Origin of the sequence: Amycolatopsis orientalis DSM 40040 = KCTC 9412, assembly GCF_000478275.1 — a bacterium.
GTDB lineage: Bacteria > Actinomycetota > Actinomycetes > Mycobacteriales > Pseudonocardiaceae > Amycolatopsis > Amycolatopsis orientalis.
This window is the reverse complement of sequence record NZ_ASJB01000042.1, coordinates 67,989-87,300: the sequence shown is the minus strand read 5'-3', so window position 1 is coordinate 87,300 and position 19,312 is coordinate 67,989. Positions and strand designations below refer to the sequence as shown.

Sequence of the window (19,312 nt, the reverse complement as noted above, 5' to 3'; positions counted from 1 at the left end):
CTAACGACACTTACCACTCACGACCCGCGGTATCAGCTCACCGGGCGCCGGATGCGGACGAGGCTGAGTGCGATGAGGCCGCCGCTGAGCGCGAGGTAGGCCACCGTCTCCAGGATCTGGAACGTCCAATAGCGACTGGCGGGCTGATAGCTGACGTCGACGTGGAGGTCGTACTTCGCGAGGCACACCGCGGCGTCGCCGAACGTCCCGCCCGCCCCGGTTTTGGGCGGGGTGTTGATGCAGGTGCCGAATTTGGTGCTGTCGAGGGTCTTGCCGTCCGGGGTGCGCAACGGGCTGATGTCGGCGATCCAGGCGTTGGGCGCGTCCGGGACGCGGATCCCGTTGATGACCGAGCCGCCGGTGATGCTGCCCAGGTTCTGCGCCTCGTTGATGGCCTCGGCGGTCATCGGCAGCGAGGCGTGCTCGGCGGGCACGAGGCTGGGCCGCACCACGTTGGCGAAGAAGAACTGGAAGGCGATGAAGCCGACGAGCGTCAGCGCCATCGCGGGCAGCGTCCGGCGCAGCAGGAGCCCGGCGAGCGTGCCCACGGTGAACGCCAGCGCGGCGTAACCGATCGGGGCGATGTAGCGCGCGCCGAAGACGAAGGTGCTGAACTGGTTCTTGACGACCTCGTCGAACGGCGCGGCGGCCCAGGTGAGCGCCGCTCCCGCCACGCCGGTGACGACCATGGCGCCGACGCCCACGACCAGCACCTTGGTGAGCAGCCAGCGTGGCCGGGTGACGCTTTGGTTCCACGCCAGGGTGTGGGTGTTCCCTTCGAGTTCCCGCGCGATCATCGGCGCGCCCCAGAAGGTCCCGATGACCGCGGGGACCAGGGCGAGACCGGCCGCGAGGAACAGCAGCGTGTTCTCGTAGGCGGAGCGGAACTGGGCCTTCGCCTGCGCGCAGTCGCCTTGGCCTCGGCAGTTCGCCTGGTAGACGTCGTAGCCTTCGCGGACGTCCGTGCCCACGTACAGCAGGTAGGCGACGATCACCGCCAGTGCCACGGCGCCCGCCAGCGCCTGGACGCGGAACTGCCGCCAGCTCAGCCAGATCATCGCTGGGTCTCCCATGCTTCGGTCCGGCCGTTGACGCCGATCTCCATGCCGGCGGCCCTGCTCATGTACGCGAGGACGAGTTCTTCGAGCGAGACCGGCTCGGGCGGGTAGGGCAGCGGGCCCGCCGCGGTGTCCATGCGGACGATCGCGTGGCTGTAGTGGCCGTTGTGTTCCGTCCGGATGACCTCGACACCGAGGGGGAGACGGTCCAGTCCGCCGCGCGGGCCGACCAGCCGGGCGTGGCCGGTCAGCAGATCGCGGACGTCGCCCGCGACCTGCACCCGCGAGTCGCACAGGACGATGAGGTAGTCGCAGACCTGCTCGATGTCGTCGAGCAGGTGCGACGACAGCACCGCGCTGGCGCCTAGCTCGATCACGAATTCCATCAGGTTACGGAGAAAACCCCTGCGGGCCAGCGGATCCAGCGCGGCGGCAGGTTCGTCGAAGATCAGCAGGTCGGGTCGTTTGGCGGCCGCGATGGTCAGCGCGAGCTGTGCGCGCTGACCACCGGACAGTTGCCCCGCCTTCTGTGCCGGATTCAGCCCGACCTGCCGGATGCGGCGTTCGGCCAGTGCCTGATCCCACCCCGGATTCATCTTCGCGCCGAGTTTCAGGTGCTCCGCCACGGTGAACGACCCGTACACCGGGGTGTTCTGCGCGACGAACCCCACCTTCGCCAGATGCGCCGCGTTCGCCGCGGGACGGGCCCCCAGCACGGTCAGCGACCCCGCCGTCGGCTCGATCAGCCCGCAGGCCAGGTGCAACAGGGTCGATTTGCCCGCGCCGTTCGGGCCGACCAGGCCGATGACCCGGCCGGCGGGGACGGTGAGGTTCACCTCGGAGAGCGCCTGTTTGCCGCGGCGGCCGTACTTCTTGGCCAGGTCCGTGGCGTGGAGCACCGGAGGGGAGTCTGCGTGTGGCATGCCCTCATCCTGGGATTCGCCTGTTCCTCCCGGCATCAACCCAAAGCATGGTTTCCGCTGTCCACGGTCGCACTTTTGACCGGTTCTGCGTCGAAGTCCCGCTGCTGGGCGAACTGGGTCCGGTAAAGTTCGGCATAGAGTCCGCCGTTGGCGAGCAGTTCCCGATGCGTGCCGCGTTCCTGGATCCGTCCCTTGTCGATCACCAGGATCTGGTCGGCGTCGTGGATGGTGGACAGCCGGTGCGCGATGACCAGCGAGGTGCGCCCGGCGAGGGCGGTCTTCAACGCCCGCTGGATGGCCGCCTCGGACTCGGAGTCCAGATGCGCTGTCGCCTCGTCCAGCACCACGATCGGCGGCGACTTGAGCAGCAGCCGGGCCAGCGCGAGCCGCTGCTTCTCCCCGCCGGACAACCGGTACCCGCGATCGCCGACCACCGTGTCCAGTCCGTCGGGCAGCTGGGCGATGGTCTGCCAGATCCGCGCGGCCTCGCATGCCTCGACGATCTCGGTCTCGGTGGCGTCCGGCCGCGCGTAGAGCAGGTTGGCGCGGATCGAGTCGTGGAACAGATGCGCGTCCTGCGTGACCACGCCGACAGCGTCCTGCAGCGAGTCCAGGGTCAGGTCCCGGACGTCGTGGCCGCCGATCCGGACCGTTCCGGAAGTCGTGTCGTAGAGCCTGGGCACCAGGTGGGTGATCGTGGTCTTGCCCGCGCCGGAGGGGCCGACGAGCGCGGTGAGCCGTCCCGCCGGGGCATGGAAGGAGACCTCGTTCAGCACCAGCGCGTTCTCCCCCTGCTCGGGCGGGCGCGCCGGCACCGCCTCCAGGGAAGCGAGGGAGACCTCTTCGGCGGCGGGGTACCGGAAGGCGACCCGGTCGAACTCGACGTGCGGCGCGGTGCCGTTCCCCTTTTCCTTGGCGGGCAGGGGATGGGCGTCCGGCCGTTCGGTGATGATCGGGTCGAGGTCCAGCACCTCGAAGACGCGGTCGAAGCTGACCAGCGCGGTGGTGATGTCCACCTGGATGGTCGTCAGCTGGTTGATGGGGCTGTAGAGCATCAGCAACAGGCCCACCAGCGCCACGAGCGTGCCGAGCTGCAGGGTGCCGTCGATGACGAACCAGCCGCCGAAGCCGTAGACCATCGCGGTCGTGACCGTGGTGAGCAGCGTGACCAGGATGAACAGCAGCCGTCCGTGCACGGCCATCGAAATGGCGATGTCCCGGACCTTCGCCGCCTTGCGGGAGAAGTCCGTGGCCTCCTCGTCCTGGCGGCCGTAGAGCTTGACCAGCATCGCGCCCGCCACGTTGAACCGTTCGGTCATCGTCGAGCCCAGCTCGGCGTCGGTCTGCATACCGGTGCGCGCCAGCCGTTCCAGCCGGGTGGCGATGATCTTCCCCGGCAGGAAGAAGATCGGGATCAGCACCAGCGCCACGAGGGTGATCGGCCACGACAGGTAGAACATCGTGCCGAGTACCAGCACCAGCGTCAGCACCGTGGACAGCGCCTGCGACAGCAGCGTCGAGATCCCTTGCTCCGCGCCGACGACGTCGGTGTTGAGCCTGCTGACCAGCGACCCGGTCCGCGTGCGGGTGAAGAACGCCAGCGGCTGCCGTTGCACATGCGTGAACACCTTGGTGCGCAGGTCGAAGATGAGGCCCTGGCCGACCCGGCCGGAGAACCAGGTCTGCGCGTAGATCGCGACGACGCTGACCAGGGTGAGCCCGACGACGGTCAGGGCCAGCGTCAGCACGACGGACATGTTCCCGGGGACGATGCCGTCGTCGATGATCCCCTTGAGGAACAACGGGGTCGACACCGTGATGACCGCCTCGATCACGGTCGCCACCATCACCACGAGCAGTGACCAGCGATAGCGCAGGGCGTAGGGGATGATGCGTTTCACCGTGCCGGGTTTGATCGGCTGCGGCTCGACGAGGCCTTCGACACGCAGCCCGATCGTGCCGAGGCTGGGGTCTTCTCCGATGGTCACGAAAGCCCTCCTCAGTTGTGGTCGCACTCAGTTGTTGGCGAAAAAGCCGGTGATCGCCGCGTTGACCGCGTCCGGGCGTTCGAGACAGCCGAGATGCCCGCAGCCGGGGATCTCCACGAGGTCGCAGCGGGGGATCGCCTCGGCGACCTCCGCGCCGAGGTGCGGCGGGGTGACGATGTCGTCGGTGAAGGTCACGACCCGGCACGGTGCCGTCACGCGGCTCAGTGCCGTGCGCCGGTCGCCGGCCAGGTCGGCCCAGGTCTGCCCGGGAGCCACGGTCCCCGTCCCGGCCATCTCGAAGACCTCCAGCCAGCTCGTCACCGTGTGGTCGTCGTCCAAAGTGGACGGTGAGAACATCTTGAAGACCGTGGTGGCGGCCTCGTACGCGGCGGGGAGCCGCACGCCGCTTTCCACCAGTGCGATCTCGGCCTCGGTCAGCGCCAGCCTGGCGGCGTCCGCGCGGGCCCTGGTGGCGATCAGCACCGCGCTCCGGACGAGGTCCGGATGGTCGATCGCCAGTTCCTGGGCGATCATCGCGCCCAAGGACATCCCGACGATCCGGCACGGTGCCAGGTCGAGTGCCGTGATGATTCCCCGGGTGTCGGCGACGAAATCCGCGAGCGAATATTTGCCGTCGGGTGCGTCGGACGGGTGAATCCCGCGATTGTCGAACACGATCGTGCCATGACCGGCGGCCCGCAGCGCGGGTGTTTGGTGCAGTGTCCAGAAATGGCCGGCGGAACCGGATCCCGCGATCAGCAGAACCGGATCGCCGCCGGCCGAACGTTCGTACGCGAGCCGGATCCCGTTCGCGGTGACGAAGTTCGCGGCGGGCCGGTCGGCGGCACCACCCATGTCATTTCCCTTCAGCCCGTTCGCCGGAGGGCGTGCGATTGCCGCGTCCGTCCCGAATCAGGAGCGGCGTCACTATGGCATCGGGCGGGTTTTCGGGTACAGGCTTCGCGAACGACCGTGATTGACAGCGGTGTCCGCGCGTCCAACTGCGGGGGCGGCGTCAGTTGGGCGTCCACGAACGCCTCGCCGATCAGTTGATGTGCCGCGTTTCCGTGGGACATATTGAGCCGCCTTGAGCCCGAGGAGGCCCGTCGTGTCCGATGCCGATCTGACCGCCACCCCCCTTACCGCCGAGAAGATCCAGCCGTGGCTCGTCGAGCGCGTGGCGCATTACGCCATGATTCCCGCCGAGGAGATCGAAGCCGATGTCCCGCTGGCTCAGTACGGGCTGGATTCGGTGTACGCCTTCGCGTTGTGCGGGGACATCGAGGACACGCTCGGCCTGCTCGTCGAGCCCATCCTGCTCTGGGACGTCGACACCGTCGCCGCGCTCACCACCCATCTCGCCGAGCTGGCCGCTGTATGAATGGTCTGGACCTCCCGTTGACGTCGGGTCAGCTCGGCGTCTGGTACTCCCAGCAACTCGCGCCGGAGAACCCGGCCTACAACATCGCCGAGTACCTGGAGATCCGCGGCGAGGTGGACACCGGGCTGCTCGTCGCGGCCGTGCGCCGGACCCTGGCGGAGGCCCAGACCTATCAGCTCCGGTTCCGGCTCGAGAACGGGACACCCCGGCAGTACCTCGACGCCTCGATGGAGCACCGGATCCACGTGGCGGATCTCAGTGCATCGCCGAATCCCTTGGTGGCGGCCGAAGAATGGATGGCGGCCGATCTGGACCAGCCGATGGATCTCTTCGCGGGCCCGCCGTCCGCCCACGCCGTGTTCCGGCTCGGGCCGGACCGGGTCGTCTGGTACCAGCGCGTGCACCACCTCGTCCTCGACGGGACGAGCCTTTCGACGTTCGCGGCCCGGGTCGCGAACGTCTACACGGCACTCGCCGACGGCCGGGAACCGGAAAACGGTGTACTGAAGCCACTTTCGATCCTGCTCGACGCCGACCTCGCCTACCGCGATTCCGCCGATTCCGCACGGGACCGGCGTTTCTGGCTCGACGCGCTGTCGGATCTACCGGATCCCACCGGGACGGACCGGACCCGGGACCTGCCGGGGCGCCCGGTCCTGTGGGCCGAGGAGATCGACGCGGACGAAGCCGCCCGGCTGAAGGCGGCGGCACGCGGGTCGCGGACGAGCTTCGCCGCGCTGGTGCTGTCCGCGGCCGCCCTGTACCGGCAGCGCACGGTGGGGGACCGCGACGTCGTCCTCGGGCTGCCGGTCAGCGGGCGGACCTCGCCACGGGAACTCGGGATCCCGGGGATGACGTCCAACGTGGTGCCGCTGCGGCTGGCGATCCCGCGCGGCGGCACCGTCGGCGCGTTCGTCCGGCAGACCTCGCGCGCGGTGTTCGACTGCCTGCGCCACCAGCGGTACCCGTACGGGAAGATCCTCGCCGACCGCGGCCTCGTCGGCCGGGGATCCTTGCGTTCCCTGAGCGTCAACGTGATGTCCCTTGGCCGTCCGCTGCGCTTCGCCGACGCCGTCGCCACCCGGGCCGGGCTGTCGAGCGGGCCTGTCGAGGATCTGGCCATCGACGTCTTCGAGCGCGCGATGGGCGGCGGTGTCCAGCTGCTCGTCGAGCTGAATCCCGCGCTGCACGACCCGGCGTCGGGACCGGAGATCGCGCGCCGATTCCGCCGGACACTGACTCGCTTGGCGGCCGCGTCGCCTGCCGAGCGCCTGGACCGGATCGACGTCCTCGGCGACGACGAGCGGCGACGTCTGCTCGTGGACTGGAACCACACCGGCACCGCGGACATCGGTGCGACGGCGCTCGACCGGTTCCAGGAACACGTCACGCGCACCCCGGACGCGGTGGCGGTGGTGTGCGGCAAGGCGGAACTCACCTATCGCGAGCTGGCCGACCGCGCGCGCCTGCTGGCCGACTCGCTCAGGGAGCGCGGCGTCGGCACCGAGTCGGTGGTCGCCGTCCGCCTGCCGCGCGGACCCGAGCTGCTCGCCGCGATCCTGGCGACCTGGCTGGCCGGGGCGGCGTATCTGCCGATCGACCCGGACCATCCCGCCGAACGCTCGGAGTTCACGCGCGCCGACAGCGGTGCCACCGTGCTGATCGGCCCCGAGGGTGTCTCTGGCCTGGAGGAATCCCGGGTGCCCGCGTCGGCCATGCTGCCCGGCCAGCTGGCGTACGTGATGTACACGTCCGGTTCGACGGGCGTGCCGAAGGGCGTCGCGGTCACCCACGAGGGGCTGGCGAACTACCTCGCGTGGGCGGTCGAGTTCTACCGGATCGGTGCCGGGGACCGGGTTCCGCTGCACTCGTCGCTCGCGTTCGACCTCACGGTGACCAGCGTGCTGGCGCCACTGGTGTGCGGCGGCACGGTGGTGATCAGCACCGAAGGCGGCCCCGAGGGACTGGCCGGCCTGATGCGGGCCGCCGGGGACGATGGGTTCGGGCTGGTGAAAGTGGTGCCGGGGCATCTGCCCCTGCTGGCCGAGATGCTGACGGCGGACGAGCGGGCGTCGGCGCGGCGGCTGGTGGTGGGCGGCGCGGCGCTCCCCGGCGCCGACGTACGGGACTGGCTGGCGGCCGCTCCGGGCACGGTCGTGGTCAACGAGTATGGGCCGACCGAGACGGTGGTCGGCTGCTGCGTGTTCGAGCTGACCGCCGGGCGACCGGTGGGCGACGCGGTACCGATCGGCAGACCGATCGCGAACACCCGGCTCTATGTGCTGGACGACGCGCTGGGCCTGGCCCCACCGGGAGTGCTGGGCGAGCTGTACGTGGCCGGAGCGGGGCTGGCGCGGGGTTACGCGGGCCGTCCGGGACTCACCGCGGAACGGTTCGTGGCCTGCCCGTTCGACGGCGCGGCGCGGCGGATGTACCGGACGGGAGACCTGGCGCGGTGGACCGCGGACGGGGTGCTGGAGTTCTTCGGCCGCGTCGACGAGCAGATCAAGATCCGCGGATACCGGGTCGAGCCCGGCGAGATCGAGGCGGTGCTGGCCCGCCATCCGGGGGTCGCGCGGGCGGTCGTGGTGGCCACCGGCGAACCGGGCGATCGCGCGCGGTTGATCGCCTACGTGGTGCCGTCGGCCGGGGCGGAGGTGGACGCGCCGGAGCTGCGCCGGTTCGCCGCGCGGGTGCTGCCGGACCACATGGTGCCCTCGGCGGTGCAGGTACTCACGGAGATCCCGTTGTCGCCCAGCGGAAAGGTGAACCGCAGGGCCTTGCCGGTGCCCGCGGTGGTGGTGTCGGACCGCGCGCCCCGCTCCCCGCGGGAGGCGATTCTCTGCCGGCTGTTCGCCGAGGTGCTCGGGCTGGCGAAGGTGGGTGTCGACGACGATTTCTTCGCGCTGGGCGGGCATTCGCTGGCCGCCACCCGGTTGATCGGCCGTATCCGGGCCACCCTCGGCCTGGAAGTGCCGATGCGGACCCTGTTCCGGGCACCCACGGTGGCGGATCTGGCCGCCGGACTGGACGGCGGTGCCGCCGCCCGCCCGCCGTTGCGGCCGGTGCCGCACCGGGAGCCTGTGCCCCTTTCCCCGGCACAGCGGCGTTTGTGGTTCCTGCACCGGATGCAGGGCCGGTCGGCGACCTACAACGCTCCGCTCGGACTGCGGATCACCGGCGCGCTGGACGCCGCGGCCTTCGAAGCGGCACTGGCCGACGTGGTCGCGAGACACGAGGCCTTGCGCACCGTGTTCCCGGAAACGGACGGTATGGCGGTCCAGCGGATCCTCGCGTCTGACGAGGCCAGGCCGCGGCTGGTGAGGCACGAGGGCGGCGGTCCGGAGCAGTGGACGTCGGCCGCCCGTCACGTGTTCGACCTGGCCACGGAACTGCCGCTGTGGGCGGAATTGTTCGCCGTGGGGCCGGACGAGCATCTGCTGGTCCTGGTCGTCCACCACATCGCGGGCGACGCCTGGTCGACGCGGCCGCTGGCGCGCGACCTCGCCGCCGCGTACGCCGCCAGGAGTCAGGGCAGGGCCCCGCGGTTGCCGGAATTGCCAGTGCGGTACGCGGACTACACGGTGTGGCAGCACGCGTTTCTGGGCCGGGAAGACGATCCGGAGAGCGTGCTCGGCCGCCAGCTGGACTACTGGCGGGACCGGCTGGCCGGACTGCCGGTGCGGCTGAGGTTGCCCACCGACCGGCCGCGCCCGGCCGTGGCGACCCAACGCGGGGACCTGCTGTCGTTCCGGCTGACGCCCGCCCTGCACCGGGATCTGATGGACCTCGCCGGTGAACGCGGGGCCACCCTGTTCATGGTGGTGCACGCGGCCTTGGCCGCGCTGCTGGCCGGACTCGGCGCGGGGGACGACATCCCGCTGGGGGCACCGGTCGCCGGCCGCCACGACGCGGCCCTGGACGACCTGGTCGGCTGTTTCGTCAACACGCTGGTGCTGCGCGCCGACGTCTCCGGCGATCCGACCTTCCACGACCTCCTCCTGCGGATCCGGGAAACCGACCTGGCCGCATACGACAACCAGGACGTCCCGTTCGAACACCTGGTGGAGGTGCTCAATCCCGAACGCTCCCCGGCACACCACCCCCTCTTCCAGGTCGGCCTGACCCTGCAGGACGCGGCGTTCGCGACCTTCGGGCTACCGGGCCTCGAAACCCGGCCGGAACCGCTCGGCACCGGCACGGCCCGGTTCGACCTGATGTTCGGCCTGGCCGACCGCTACGGGGACGACGGCGTACCCGCCGGTGTCGAAGGGACAGTGGAGTACGCCACCGATCTCTTCGACGCCGCAACGGTTCGGACGCTGGTGGACCGGCTGACCCGGCTGCTGGAGCAGGTGGCCGAGGATCCCGGACGGCGGGTGGGTGCCCTCGACCTGCTGTCTCCTGGCGAACGCCGATGGCTGCTGGACGAGATCCACGACGAGGCCCCGGAAACACCCGACGCGACGCTGCCCCAGCTTTTCGAGGCGCAGGTGGCGAGGACGCCGGACGCGATCGCTGTCACGGCGGGCGATGTCGGGTTGTCGTACGCCGAACTGGACGTGCGGGCGAATGCCTTGGCCCATCGGTTGGTGTCCCGGGGCATCGGTCCGGAGTCGGTGGTGGGTGTGGTCGCGCGGCGGTCCGCCGAGTTGGTGGTGTCGTTGCTGGGGGTGCTGAAGGCCGGGGCTGCGTATGTGCCGGTGGATCCTGATGCTCCGGCGGAGCGGAGGGCGTTCGTGTTGGCGGACGCGGCCGCGATGTGTGTGGTGACGACGGCGGACTGCGTTTCGTTGGTGTCTAAGGGTCTTCCGGTGGTGGTGACGGACGAGGCGCGGTCGGAGGTCCGTCCGGCCGTGTCGGTTGTGCCTTCTCATCCGGCGTATGTGATCTATACGTCGGGTTCGACGGGGACGCCGAAGGGTGTGGTGGTTCCGCATCGGAATGTGGTGGCGTTGTTCGCGGCAACGCGGGAATTGTTCGGTTCCGGTGAGGTGTGGTCGTGGTTCCATTCGTTCGCGTTCGATTTCTCGGTGTGGGAACTCTGGGGTGCGTTGCTGCATGGCGGACGTGTTGTGGTGGTGCCGTTCGAGGTGTCGCGGTCGCCGCGGGAGTTCGCGGAGTTGCTGGAGCGTGAACGGGTCACGATGCTGAGCCAGACACCGTCGGCGTTCTTTTCCTTGCTGGACAACGAATCCGGTATCGGTGGTTTGGGCGGACTGCGCGCGGTGGTCTTCGGCGGGGAAGCGCTGGAGCCCGCGCGGTTGAAGGAATGGTGGGCGCGGTTCGGGGATTCCGGTCCCCGGTTGGTGAACATGTACGGGATCACCGAGACCACGGTGCACGTGACGCGTTTCGATGTCGCCCGGGAGACCGAGGGAAGTGTGATCGGCCGGGGTCTCCCTGGTTTGTCGGTGTATGTGCTGGACGAAGGGTTGCGCCCGGTGCCCGCAGGTGTCGTGGGTGAGTTGTACGTGGCCGGGGTCCAGCTGGCACGGGGTTACGCGCGCCGACCGGGTCTGACGAGTGAGCGTTTCGTGGCGTGTCCCTTCGGTGCCCCGGGCGCCCGGATGTACCGCACGGGGGACAGGGCGCACCGGACCGGCGACGGTGAGCTGGTGTTCGCCGGGCGGGTGGACGACCAGGTGCAGATCCGCGGCCACCGGGTCGAGCCGGGGGAGGTCCAGGCCGTGCTCGCCGGGCATCCGGCGGTCGCCCGGGCCGTCGTGACGGCACGGGAGGACCTGCCGGGCGACCTGCGGCTGGTCGGCTACGTCGTGCCCACCCGCGAGGCCAAGGACGCCGGCACCGTCGGGGAGCTCGCCGCGAAGGTCCGCGCGCACGCCGCGGCGCGGCTCCCCGGTTACCTGTGCCCGTCGGCCGTCACGGTGCTCGACGCCTTGCCGAGTACGCCCAACGGCAAGGTCGACGTCGACGCGTTGCCCGCACCGGATTACGCGGCGGCCCGCCGGACGAGCCGGGGCCCCGTCAACGAACGCGAAGCGGCCCTGTGCGCGGCCTTCGCCGAGACCCTGGCCGTGCCCGAGGTCGGCGCGGAGGACGACTTCTTCCTGCTCGGCGGCCATTCCCTGCTCGCCACCAGGCTCGTCGCCCGGGTCCGCGCGTCACTGGGGACGGAACTGCCGATCGAGGAACTGTTCGCGACTCCCACCCCGGCCGGGCTCGCCGCCTGGCTCGCCGAGCACGGCGACCGGACCGAACGGGTCAGGCCCGCGCTGCGGCGGATGCGTCACTCGAGGAGAGGCCGATGATTCCCGCGTCGTTCGCACAACAGCGGTTGTGGTTGCAGTGGCGGATCGGAGGAGCGGGCGCCACCTACAACAGCCCGACGATCCTGCGCCTGACCGGACCGCTGGACCGGGCGGCACTGGCCGCCGCGATCCGTGACGTGATCATCCGGCACGAGGCGCTGCGCACGGTCTTCCCCGAGGTGGACGGCGAGCCGCGCCAGCGGATCGTGGAACCCGGTGAGCTGGCCTGGGAGCTGCCGGTGGTGCGCGTGACGGGAACCGAGGATCCGGCCGCACACCGAGGGATTCCGTCTTTGCGGGACCTGGAATGGGACCAGCCTGCGGAACTGCCGTCGGTCGAGCCGGGAGCCGAGCTACCCGGTGAGGAGATCGACGCGAGCGACCTGCCGGGCGCGGTGGCCCGGGTGGCGGCCCACCCGTTCGACCTGTCCGCCGAGATCCCGGTGCGGGCCTGGTTGTTCGCGTCGGCCCCGGAATCGCATGTGCTCGTGGTGGTCGTCCACCACATCGCCACCGACGGCTGGTCGGCGGGCCCGTTCGCGCAGGACCTCGCCGCCGCCTACACGGCACGGTGCGCGGGCTGGGAACCGGAGTGGGCGGAGCTGCCCGTGCAGTACGCCGACTACACGCTGTGGCAGCGGGAACTGCTCGGCTCGGAGAACGAGCCGGAAAGCCTGCTGTCGCGGCAGATCGGCTACTGGCGCGACGAGCTGGACGGCGTCCCCGAGGAACTGAACCTCCCCGCCGATCGCCCGCGTCCGGTGGAACCGTCCCATCGCGGGCACGCGATCGGGGTCGGCGTTCCGGCGGCGGTGCACGGCGAACTGGTCGCGCTGGCCCGCGGACGCCGCGCCACGCTGCCGATGCTGCTCCAGGCCGGGCTCGCGGTGACGCTGTCCCGGCTCGGCGCAGGGGCCGACATCCCGCTCGGAACCCCGGTCGCCGGGCGTTCCGACGAGGCCCTCGACGATCTGATCGGCTTCTTCGTCAACACTCTGGTGGTCCGGGCCGATCTGTCCGGCAAGCCGACGTTCGGCGAGGTGATCGACCGCGTGCGCGCCACCGCGGTGCGCGCCTTCGCCCACCAGGACGTGCCGTTCGAGCGGCTCGTCGAGGAACTCGCGCCCGTCCGCGCACTCGCCCGCCACCCCCTGTTCCAGGTCGTCTTGGCGCCGCTCGACGACGGCGTCGCCCCAGCGGTCCCGGGCCTGCGTGCCGAAGTGCTCTCGATCGGCCGGACGACGGCCAAATTCGATCTGGAGGTGAACCTGGGCGAGGTCTTCGACGAAACGGGTGCCCCGGCGGGAATCCGCGGTGTGGTCACCGGCTCGGCCGACCTGTTCGACGCGCGCACGGTGGCCCGGATCGCGGGCTATCTGGTGCGGGTGCTGACGGCCATGGCCGCGAACCCGGACCTGCCCGTCGATGCGGTGGAGCTCCCGGATGCCGCCGAACGCGCCCGGCTGATGGAGGAGTGGAACGCGACTGAAGTGTCCACTTCGGACATCTCGGTGCCGGAGGCGTTCGCCGGACGGGTGACGGCGGATCCGGCCGCGACGGCGGTGGCGTGGGACGGCGGTGAGTTCACCTACGGAGAACTGGACGCGCGTTCCGGCCGGCTCGCGCGGACGCTGGTGGCCGCCGGGGCGGGGCCGGACTCGCCGGTCGCGGTGCTGATGGAGCGCTCGGCCGACCTGGTGGTGGCGCTGCTGGCGATCCTCAAGGCCGGTGCCGCCTTCGTCCCGCTCGATGTGGGCTGGCCGGAAGCCCGGATGCGCGTGGTCCTCGAAGACGCGGGCGCCGGGGTGCTGGTGACGCACGAGGCGACCGCTCAGCGCGACCTCGGGATCGCGGTGGTCCGGGCGGACGCCGAGGCGGACGTTTACGCGGAGCTGCCGGACGTGATCCCGTCCGCGGCCGCGGCGTACGTGATGTACACGTCGGGGTCGACCGGGGTGCCGAAGGGTGTGGTGGCGACGCATCGGGATGTGGTGCGTCTGGCGAAAGATCGTTGCTGGGGTGCGACGTCGCGGGTGTTGTTCCACGCGCCGCACGCCTTTGACGCGTCGTCGTACGAGTTGTGGGTGCCGTTGCTGTCGGGCGGCACGGTGGTCGTTGCGCCCGTCGAGCGGATGGACGCCGCCGTACTGCGCCGCTTGATCACCGGGCACACCCTGTCGCACGCGCATGTGACGGCCGGGCTGTTCCGGGTCCTGGCTGATCGGGATCCGGAGTGTTTCGCCGGTCTGCGTGAGGTGCTGACGGGTGGTGACGTGGTTCCGGCCGGTTCGGTGCGGCGGGTGCTGGAGTCGAATCCGGGTGTGAGGGTGCGGCAGTTGTACGGGCCGACCGAGGTGACGTTGTGCGCCACGCAGCACGAGACCGGCGCTGCCGACGAGGTCGGCGGGGTGCTGCCGATCGGGCGGCCACTCGACAACACCCGCGTGTACGTGCTGGACGAAGGATTGCGGCCGGTTCCGGTCGGGGTGGCCGGTGAGCTGTACGTGGCCGGAGCCGGTGTGGCGCGGGGTTACCTGAATCGTCCTTTGTGGACGGCGGAGCGGTTCGTGGCGTGTCCGTTCGGTGGTGCGGGCGAACGGATGTACCGCACGGGTGATCTGGTCCGCTGGTCCCCGGACGGCCGTCTGGTGTTCGCCGGCCGGGCGGACGAGCAGGTCAAGATCCGCGGGTTCCGGGTCGAGCCCGCCGAAGTCGAGGCCGTGCTCGCCGGGCATCCGGCGGTCGCGCAGGCCGCGGTCGTCGTCCAGGAGGACACCTCCGGCGGGAAACGGCTGCTCGGTTACCTGGTACCCGAGGTCCGGGGCGCGGCCGTCGCCGAGGCCGCGCGCGAGTACGTGGCCGAGCGCCTGCCCGCCTACCTCGTGCCCTCGGCGCTGATCGAGCTGGAAGTCCTGCCCCTGACCGTCAACGGCAAGGTGGATCGCGCGGCACTTCCCGCCCCTGAGTACGAACCCGGCACCGGTCGCGCACCCGCCACCGTCCGCGAGGAGCTGCTGTGCCAGGCGTTCGCCGAGGTGCTGGAACTTCCCGCTGTCGGCGTCGACGATGATTTCTTCGCCCTCGGCGGCCATTCGCTGCTCGCGGTCTCGGTGGTGGAATGGCTGCGGCAGCGCGGGATCTCGGTGTCGATGCGGGCGTTGTTCGTGACGCCGACCCCGGCCTCGCTGGCGGTCGTCGCGGGGCCCGAGCCGGTGCCGGTGCCCGCGAACCTCATCCCCGAAGGCGCGACGGAACTCACGCCGGACATGCTGCCCCTGGTCGACCTGACCGGCGAAGAACTCGGCCGGATCGTGGCGACCGTGCCGGGCGGCGCGGCGAACGTGCAGGACGTCTACCCGCTGGCGCCGTTGCAGGAAGGCATCTTCTTCCACCACCTGATGGCCGACCGGCACGGTGACGACGTCTACGCGATGCCGTTCACCCTGCGGCTGGACACCCGGGACCGGCTGACCGCGCTGCTCGACGCCCTGCAGCGGGTCGTCGACCGGCACGACGTGTACCGCACGGCGATCGTCCGGGAGGGTCTGCGGGAGCCGGTCCAGGTGGTGTGGAGGCATGCCGAGCTGCCGGTCACCGAAGGCCCCCTCGACGACGGCGGGTGGATGGAGCTGGACCGGGCGCCGCTGCTGAGCGTCCGTGTCACACCCGATCCCGGCGGCGACGGCTGGCTGGCCTTGCTGCGCATGCATCACCTGATCCAGGACCACACCGCGCTGGAAGTGGTCCTGGACGAGATCAAGGCGTTCATGGAAGGACGGGCCGGGGCGCTGCCGGCTCCCGTGCCGTTCCGTGACTTCGTGGCGCAGGCCCGGCTGGGCATGTCCGCCGAGGACCACGAACGGCACTTCGCGGGCTTGCTGGGCGACGTGACCGAGACCTGCGCTCCGTACGGGTTGCTGGACGTGCACGGTGACGGCGCGGGGATCACGCGGGGCCGGGTGCCGGTGGACGACCGGCTGGCCGAGCGGATCCGGGAGGTGGCGCGGGCTCGGGGCGTGAGTCCCGCGACGCTTTTTCACGTCGCGTGGTCGCGGGTCCTGGCGTCCGTGTCCGGGCATCAGGACGTCGTGTTCGGCACGGTGTTGCTGGGCCGCGCGAGCGCGGGCGCGGACCGTGTGCCCGGGCTGTTCATGAACACGCTGCCGGTCCGGGTCAAGACCGCCGGGCTTACGGTCGGCGAGGCGTTGACCGGGATGCGTGACCAGCTCGCCGACCTGATGGTGCATGAGCACGCGCCCTTGACGCTGGCGCAGGCGGCCAGTGGCCTGTCCGGCGGCGGGCCCTTGTTCACCTCGATCTTCAACTACCGGCACCTTCGGCGGGACGTCGAACAGACGGGCACCGGCATCGAAGGCGTCGAGGCCCTGCGGGCGGAAGACCCGACGAACTACCCGCTCGACATCTCCGTGAACCAGAGTCCCCATGGGTTCGACCTCGTCGTGGAAGCGGTGGCGCCGGTCGATCCGGTGCGGGTGTGTGCGTTGCTGCATGCCTGTGTCGGGAACCTGGTCGCCGCGCTGGTGGATGCCCCGGACCGGGGGCTCTCGACGGTGTCGATCCTGGATCCCGAATTCAGCGACCTGCTTCGTGAGGTCAATGAGACCGCGGTCGCGGTGCCGGACGGCGTGGTGCCGGATTTGTTCGCCGCGCAGGTGCTGCGTTCTCCTGATTCGGCGGCGTTGGTGGGTTCGGGTGTCGAGTTGAGTTATGCGGAGGTGGACGCTCGTGCGGATTGGTTGGCGCGTGAGCTGATTGCGGTGGGTGTGGGGCCGGAGTCGGTGGTGGCTGTGGTGCTGGAGCGTTCGCCGGATCTGGTGGTCGCGATTCTGGGGGTGTTGAAGGCCGGTGGCGCGTATCTCGCGATCGACCCGGGTCTGCCTGAGGAGCGGGTTCGGTTTCTGGTGGAGGATTCGGCGGCGGGTGTGGTGGTGGGTGGGGGGCTGAAGGGGCCTTTCGTCGCGTCGTATGCGGTGAGGGGCGCTTTCGTGGCGTGGGATGAGGTGAAAGCGTCCTTCAGCTCTCCGGTCGCCCCGGTGACGGACGTGGATCGGATTGTGCCGTTGTTGCCGGGGCATCCGGCGTATGTGGTGTATACGTCGGGGTCGACTGGGGTGCCGAAGGGTGTGGTGGTTTCTCATCGGGGTTTTGTGAATTTGTCGGTGAGTCATGGTCGTTTCGGGGTGGGTGCGGGGTCTCGGGTGGCGCAGTTCGCGTCGTCGGGGTTCGACATGTTTTGTGAGGAGTGGTTGCTGGCGTTGTTGTCGGGGGCGGCGTTGGTGATCGTGCCGCCCGAGCGGCGGCTAGGTGCCGAGTTGGCGGGGTTCCTTAGCGAGTTCGGGGTGACGCATGCGACGCTGCCGCCCGCCGCGGTGTCGACGTTGCCCGGCCTTCCCCCGGGTTTCGTGCTGGACGTGGGCGGAGAGGCGTTGCCCGCCGAGCTGGTTTCGCGGTGGGCCACCGATCACGTGATGTTCAACAGTTACGGTCCGGCCGAAACCACCGTGAACGCGGCGGTATGGCGCTGCGGAATCGACGTCGAGCCCGGTGAGGCGGTGCCGATCGGCAGGCCGATCGCCAATACCCGCGTCTACGTCCTGGATGACGCGCTGGAGCCTGTCCCGGCCGGTGTGGGCGGCGAGCTGTACGTAGCCGGAACCGGTCTGGCGCGGGGATATGTGAGCCGAGCCGGGCTGACCGGCGAACGGTTCGTGGCGTGCCCGTTCGAACCGGGCGAACGGATGTATCGCACGGGAGATCGGGTGCGGTGGACCGCCGAGGGTGAGCTGGTGTTCCTGGGGCGGACCGACGATCAGGTGAAGATCCGCGGTTTCCGGGTCGAGCCAGGAGAGATCGAAAGCGTGCTACTGACGCATCCGGACGTCGAGAATGCCGTGGTGATCGCCAGGGAAGACACACCGGGCGATGTCCGGCTGGCGGGCTATGTCGTGGGTACCGGCGTGCCGGTCGAGGAAGTGCGTGCCTTCCTGACCGAGCGGCTGCCCGCGTACCTGGTGCCGTCGGCGATCGTCGCCCTTGACGCGTTTCCCTTGACTGCCAACGCGAAACTCGATCGTAAGGCACTTCCCGCACCCGACTTCGCGGGCCTCGCCGGATCCGGTCGCGCACCCGAGACAGCGCGGGAGGAAATCCTCTGCGCCGCGTTCGCGGACGTGCTGGGCCTGGAACGAGTCGGTGTCGACGACGATTTCTTCGCGCTGGGCGGGCATTCGCTGCTCGTGGTGTCCCTGGTGGAATGGCTGCGACGCCGTGGGGTGTCGGTGTCGGTGCGGACGCTCTTCTCGAAGCCGACTCCGGCCGGACTGGCCGCGGTGGCGGGCCCGGAACCCGTGGTGGTCCCGCCGAACCTGATCCCGGACGGTGCCACCGAGCTGACACCGGAGATGCTGCCGCTGGTCGATCTGACCGACGCCGAGATCGCGCGAGTGGTCGAGGCGGTTCCCGGTGGGGCACCGAACATCCAGGACGTGTATCCGCTGGCGCCGTTGCAGGAAGGCATCTTCTTCCACCACCTGCTGGCAGGCAGCGACGGCATCGACGTCTACGTGACCCCGTCGGTGCTGCGCTTCGACTCACGAGCCCGTCTCGACTCCTTCCTCGATGCGCTGCGACAGGTCGTGAACCGCAACGACGTGTACCGCACGGCGATCGTCTGGGAAGGGCTGCGGGAACCGGTGCAGGTGGTGGTTCGCCACGCGGAACTGCCGGTCGCCGAAGAAACCGCGGCCCGGGTAAGCGCGGCGGACGGCGGGAGGCTCGACCTCGGCCGCGCTCCGCTGATGGAAGTGCGCGTCGCGGCGGACGAAGACACCGGGGACCGGCTGGCGCTGGTGCGAGTCCACCACCTCGTGCAGGACCACACGGCCTCGGACGTCCTGCTCGACGAGGTGCGGGCGTTCATGACCGGTCAGGGCGACAAGCTGCCCGCGCCGGTCCCGTTCCGCGAGTTCGTGGCGCAGGCACGGTTGGGGGTGCCGCGCGAGGACCACGAGCGGTACTTCGCCGAGCTGCTGACGGACGTCGCCGAGACGACCGCGCCGTACGGCCTCACGGACGTACTCGGCGACGGGACCACGGCCGCGGAAGGCAGGCTGGCCGTGGACGCCGGCCTGGCGGACCGCGTGTGGGAGGTGGCGCGGACCCTCGGGGTCAGCCCGGCGACGGTGTTCCACCTGGCGTGGGCCCGCGTCCTCGGGGCGGTGTCCGGCCGGGGTGACGTCGTGTTCGGGACCGTCCTCTTCGGACGGATGAACGCCGGTGCCGCCGCGGACCGGGTGTCGGGCCTGTTCATCAACACGCTCCCGGTCCGGGTGGACCTCGCCGGGCAGACCGTCAGCGCCGCGCTGACCGGACTGCGTGACCAGCTCGCCGACCTGATGGTGCACGAGCACGCACCGCTGGCACTGGCGCAGGCGGCCAGCGGCCTGTCCGGCAGCCCGCTGTTCACCTCGATCTTCAACTACCGCCACGTTCAGGACGCCGGAACGGGTGAGTCCGAAATGGACGGTTTCCAGGTTCTGTCCGTGCGGGAACACACGAACTACCCGCTCGACGTCTCGGTGGATCAGGGCGCCACCGGTTTCGATCTGGTCGTGGAGGCGGTGGCGCCGGTGGATCCGGGGCGGGTATGCGCGTTGCTGCACGCCTGTGT

The 19,312-nt window shown here is 70.2% G+C and carries 7 protein-coding genes (1 of these 7 running past the window's edge); 3 read left to right on the top strand and 4 right to left on the bottom strand.

Annotation, left to right across the window (positions count from 1 at the left end; all coding sequences use genetic code 11):
• Positions 1 to 32: 32 nt before the first annotated feature.
• The 4 genes from L324_RS10720 to L324_RS10705 are packed head-to-tail and all read right to left on the bottom strand — an operon-like array spanning position 33 to position 4,824.
• Positions 33 to 1,058: an ABC-2 membrane transporter-related protein gene (locus L324_RS10720; protein WP_037306103.1), complete on the bottom strand. Its 1,026-nt coding sequence runs from the start codon at positions 1,056 to 1,058 to the stop codon at positions 33 to 35.
• Positions 1,055 to 1,981 (bottom strand): ABC transporter ATP-binding protein, encoded by a 927-nt coding sequence (locus tag L324_RS10715; RefSeq protein WP_051173842.1) that lies wholly within the window; start codon positions 1,979 to 1,981, stop codon positions 1,055 to 1,057. Before L324_RS10715 ends, L324_RS10720 begins: the two co-directional genes overlap by 4 nt.
• Before the next feature lie 35 nt (positions 1,982 to 2,016).
• A complete protein-coding gene (locus L324_RS10710) occupies positions 2,017 to 3,969 on the bottom strand; it encodes an ABC transporter ATP-binding protein (protein WP_037306101.1) in 1,953 nt (650 codons plus the stop codon).
• Between the two features lie 27 nt (positions 3,970 to 3,996).
• Positions 3,997 to 4,824 (bottom strand): alpha/beta fold hydrolase, encoded by an 828-nt coding sequence (locus L324_RS10705; protein WP_051173841.1) that lies wholly within the window; start codon positions 4,822 to 4,824, stop codon positions 3,997 to 3,999.
• Positions 4,825 to 5,077: 253 nt separating this feature from the next.
• Between L324_RS10705 and L324_RS10700 the strand changes: the two genes are divergently transcribed.
• The 3 genes in view from L324_RS10700 to L324_RS10690 are tightly spaced (each overlapping or abutting the next) and all read left to right on the top strand, a layout consistent with a single transcriptional unit that may run on beyond the window.
• Positions 5,078 to 5,350: an acyl carrier protein gene (locus tag L324_RS10700; protein WP_051173840.1), complete on the top strand. Its 273-nt coding sequence runs from the start codon at positions 5,078 to 5,080 to the stop codon at positions 5,348 to 5,350.
• Positions 5,347 to 11,622 (top strand): non-ribosomal peptide synthetase, encoded by a 6,276-nt coding sequence (locus L324_RS10695; protein WP_051173839.1) that lies wholly within the window; start codon positions 5,347 to 5,349, stop codon positions 11,620 to 11,622. Before L324_RS10700 ends, L324_RS10695 begins: the two co-directional genes overlap by 4 nt.
• On the top strand, positions 11,619 to 19,312 hold the 5' end (the start) of the coding sequence (locus L324_RS10690; RefSeq protein WP_051173838.1) for a non-ribosomal peptide synthetase. It continues 13,324 nt past the right edge of the window; 7,694 of the gene's 21,018 nt are visible here — the first part of the coding sequence; its start codon is at positions 11,619 to 11,621; its stop codon lies off the right edge, out of view. Before L324_RS10695 ends, L324_RS10690 begins: the two co-directional genes overlap by 4 nt.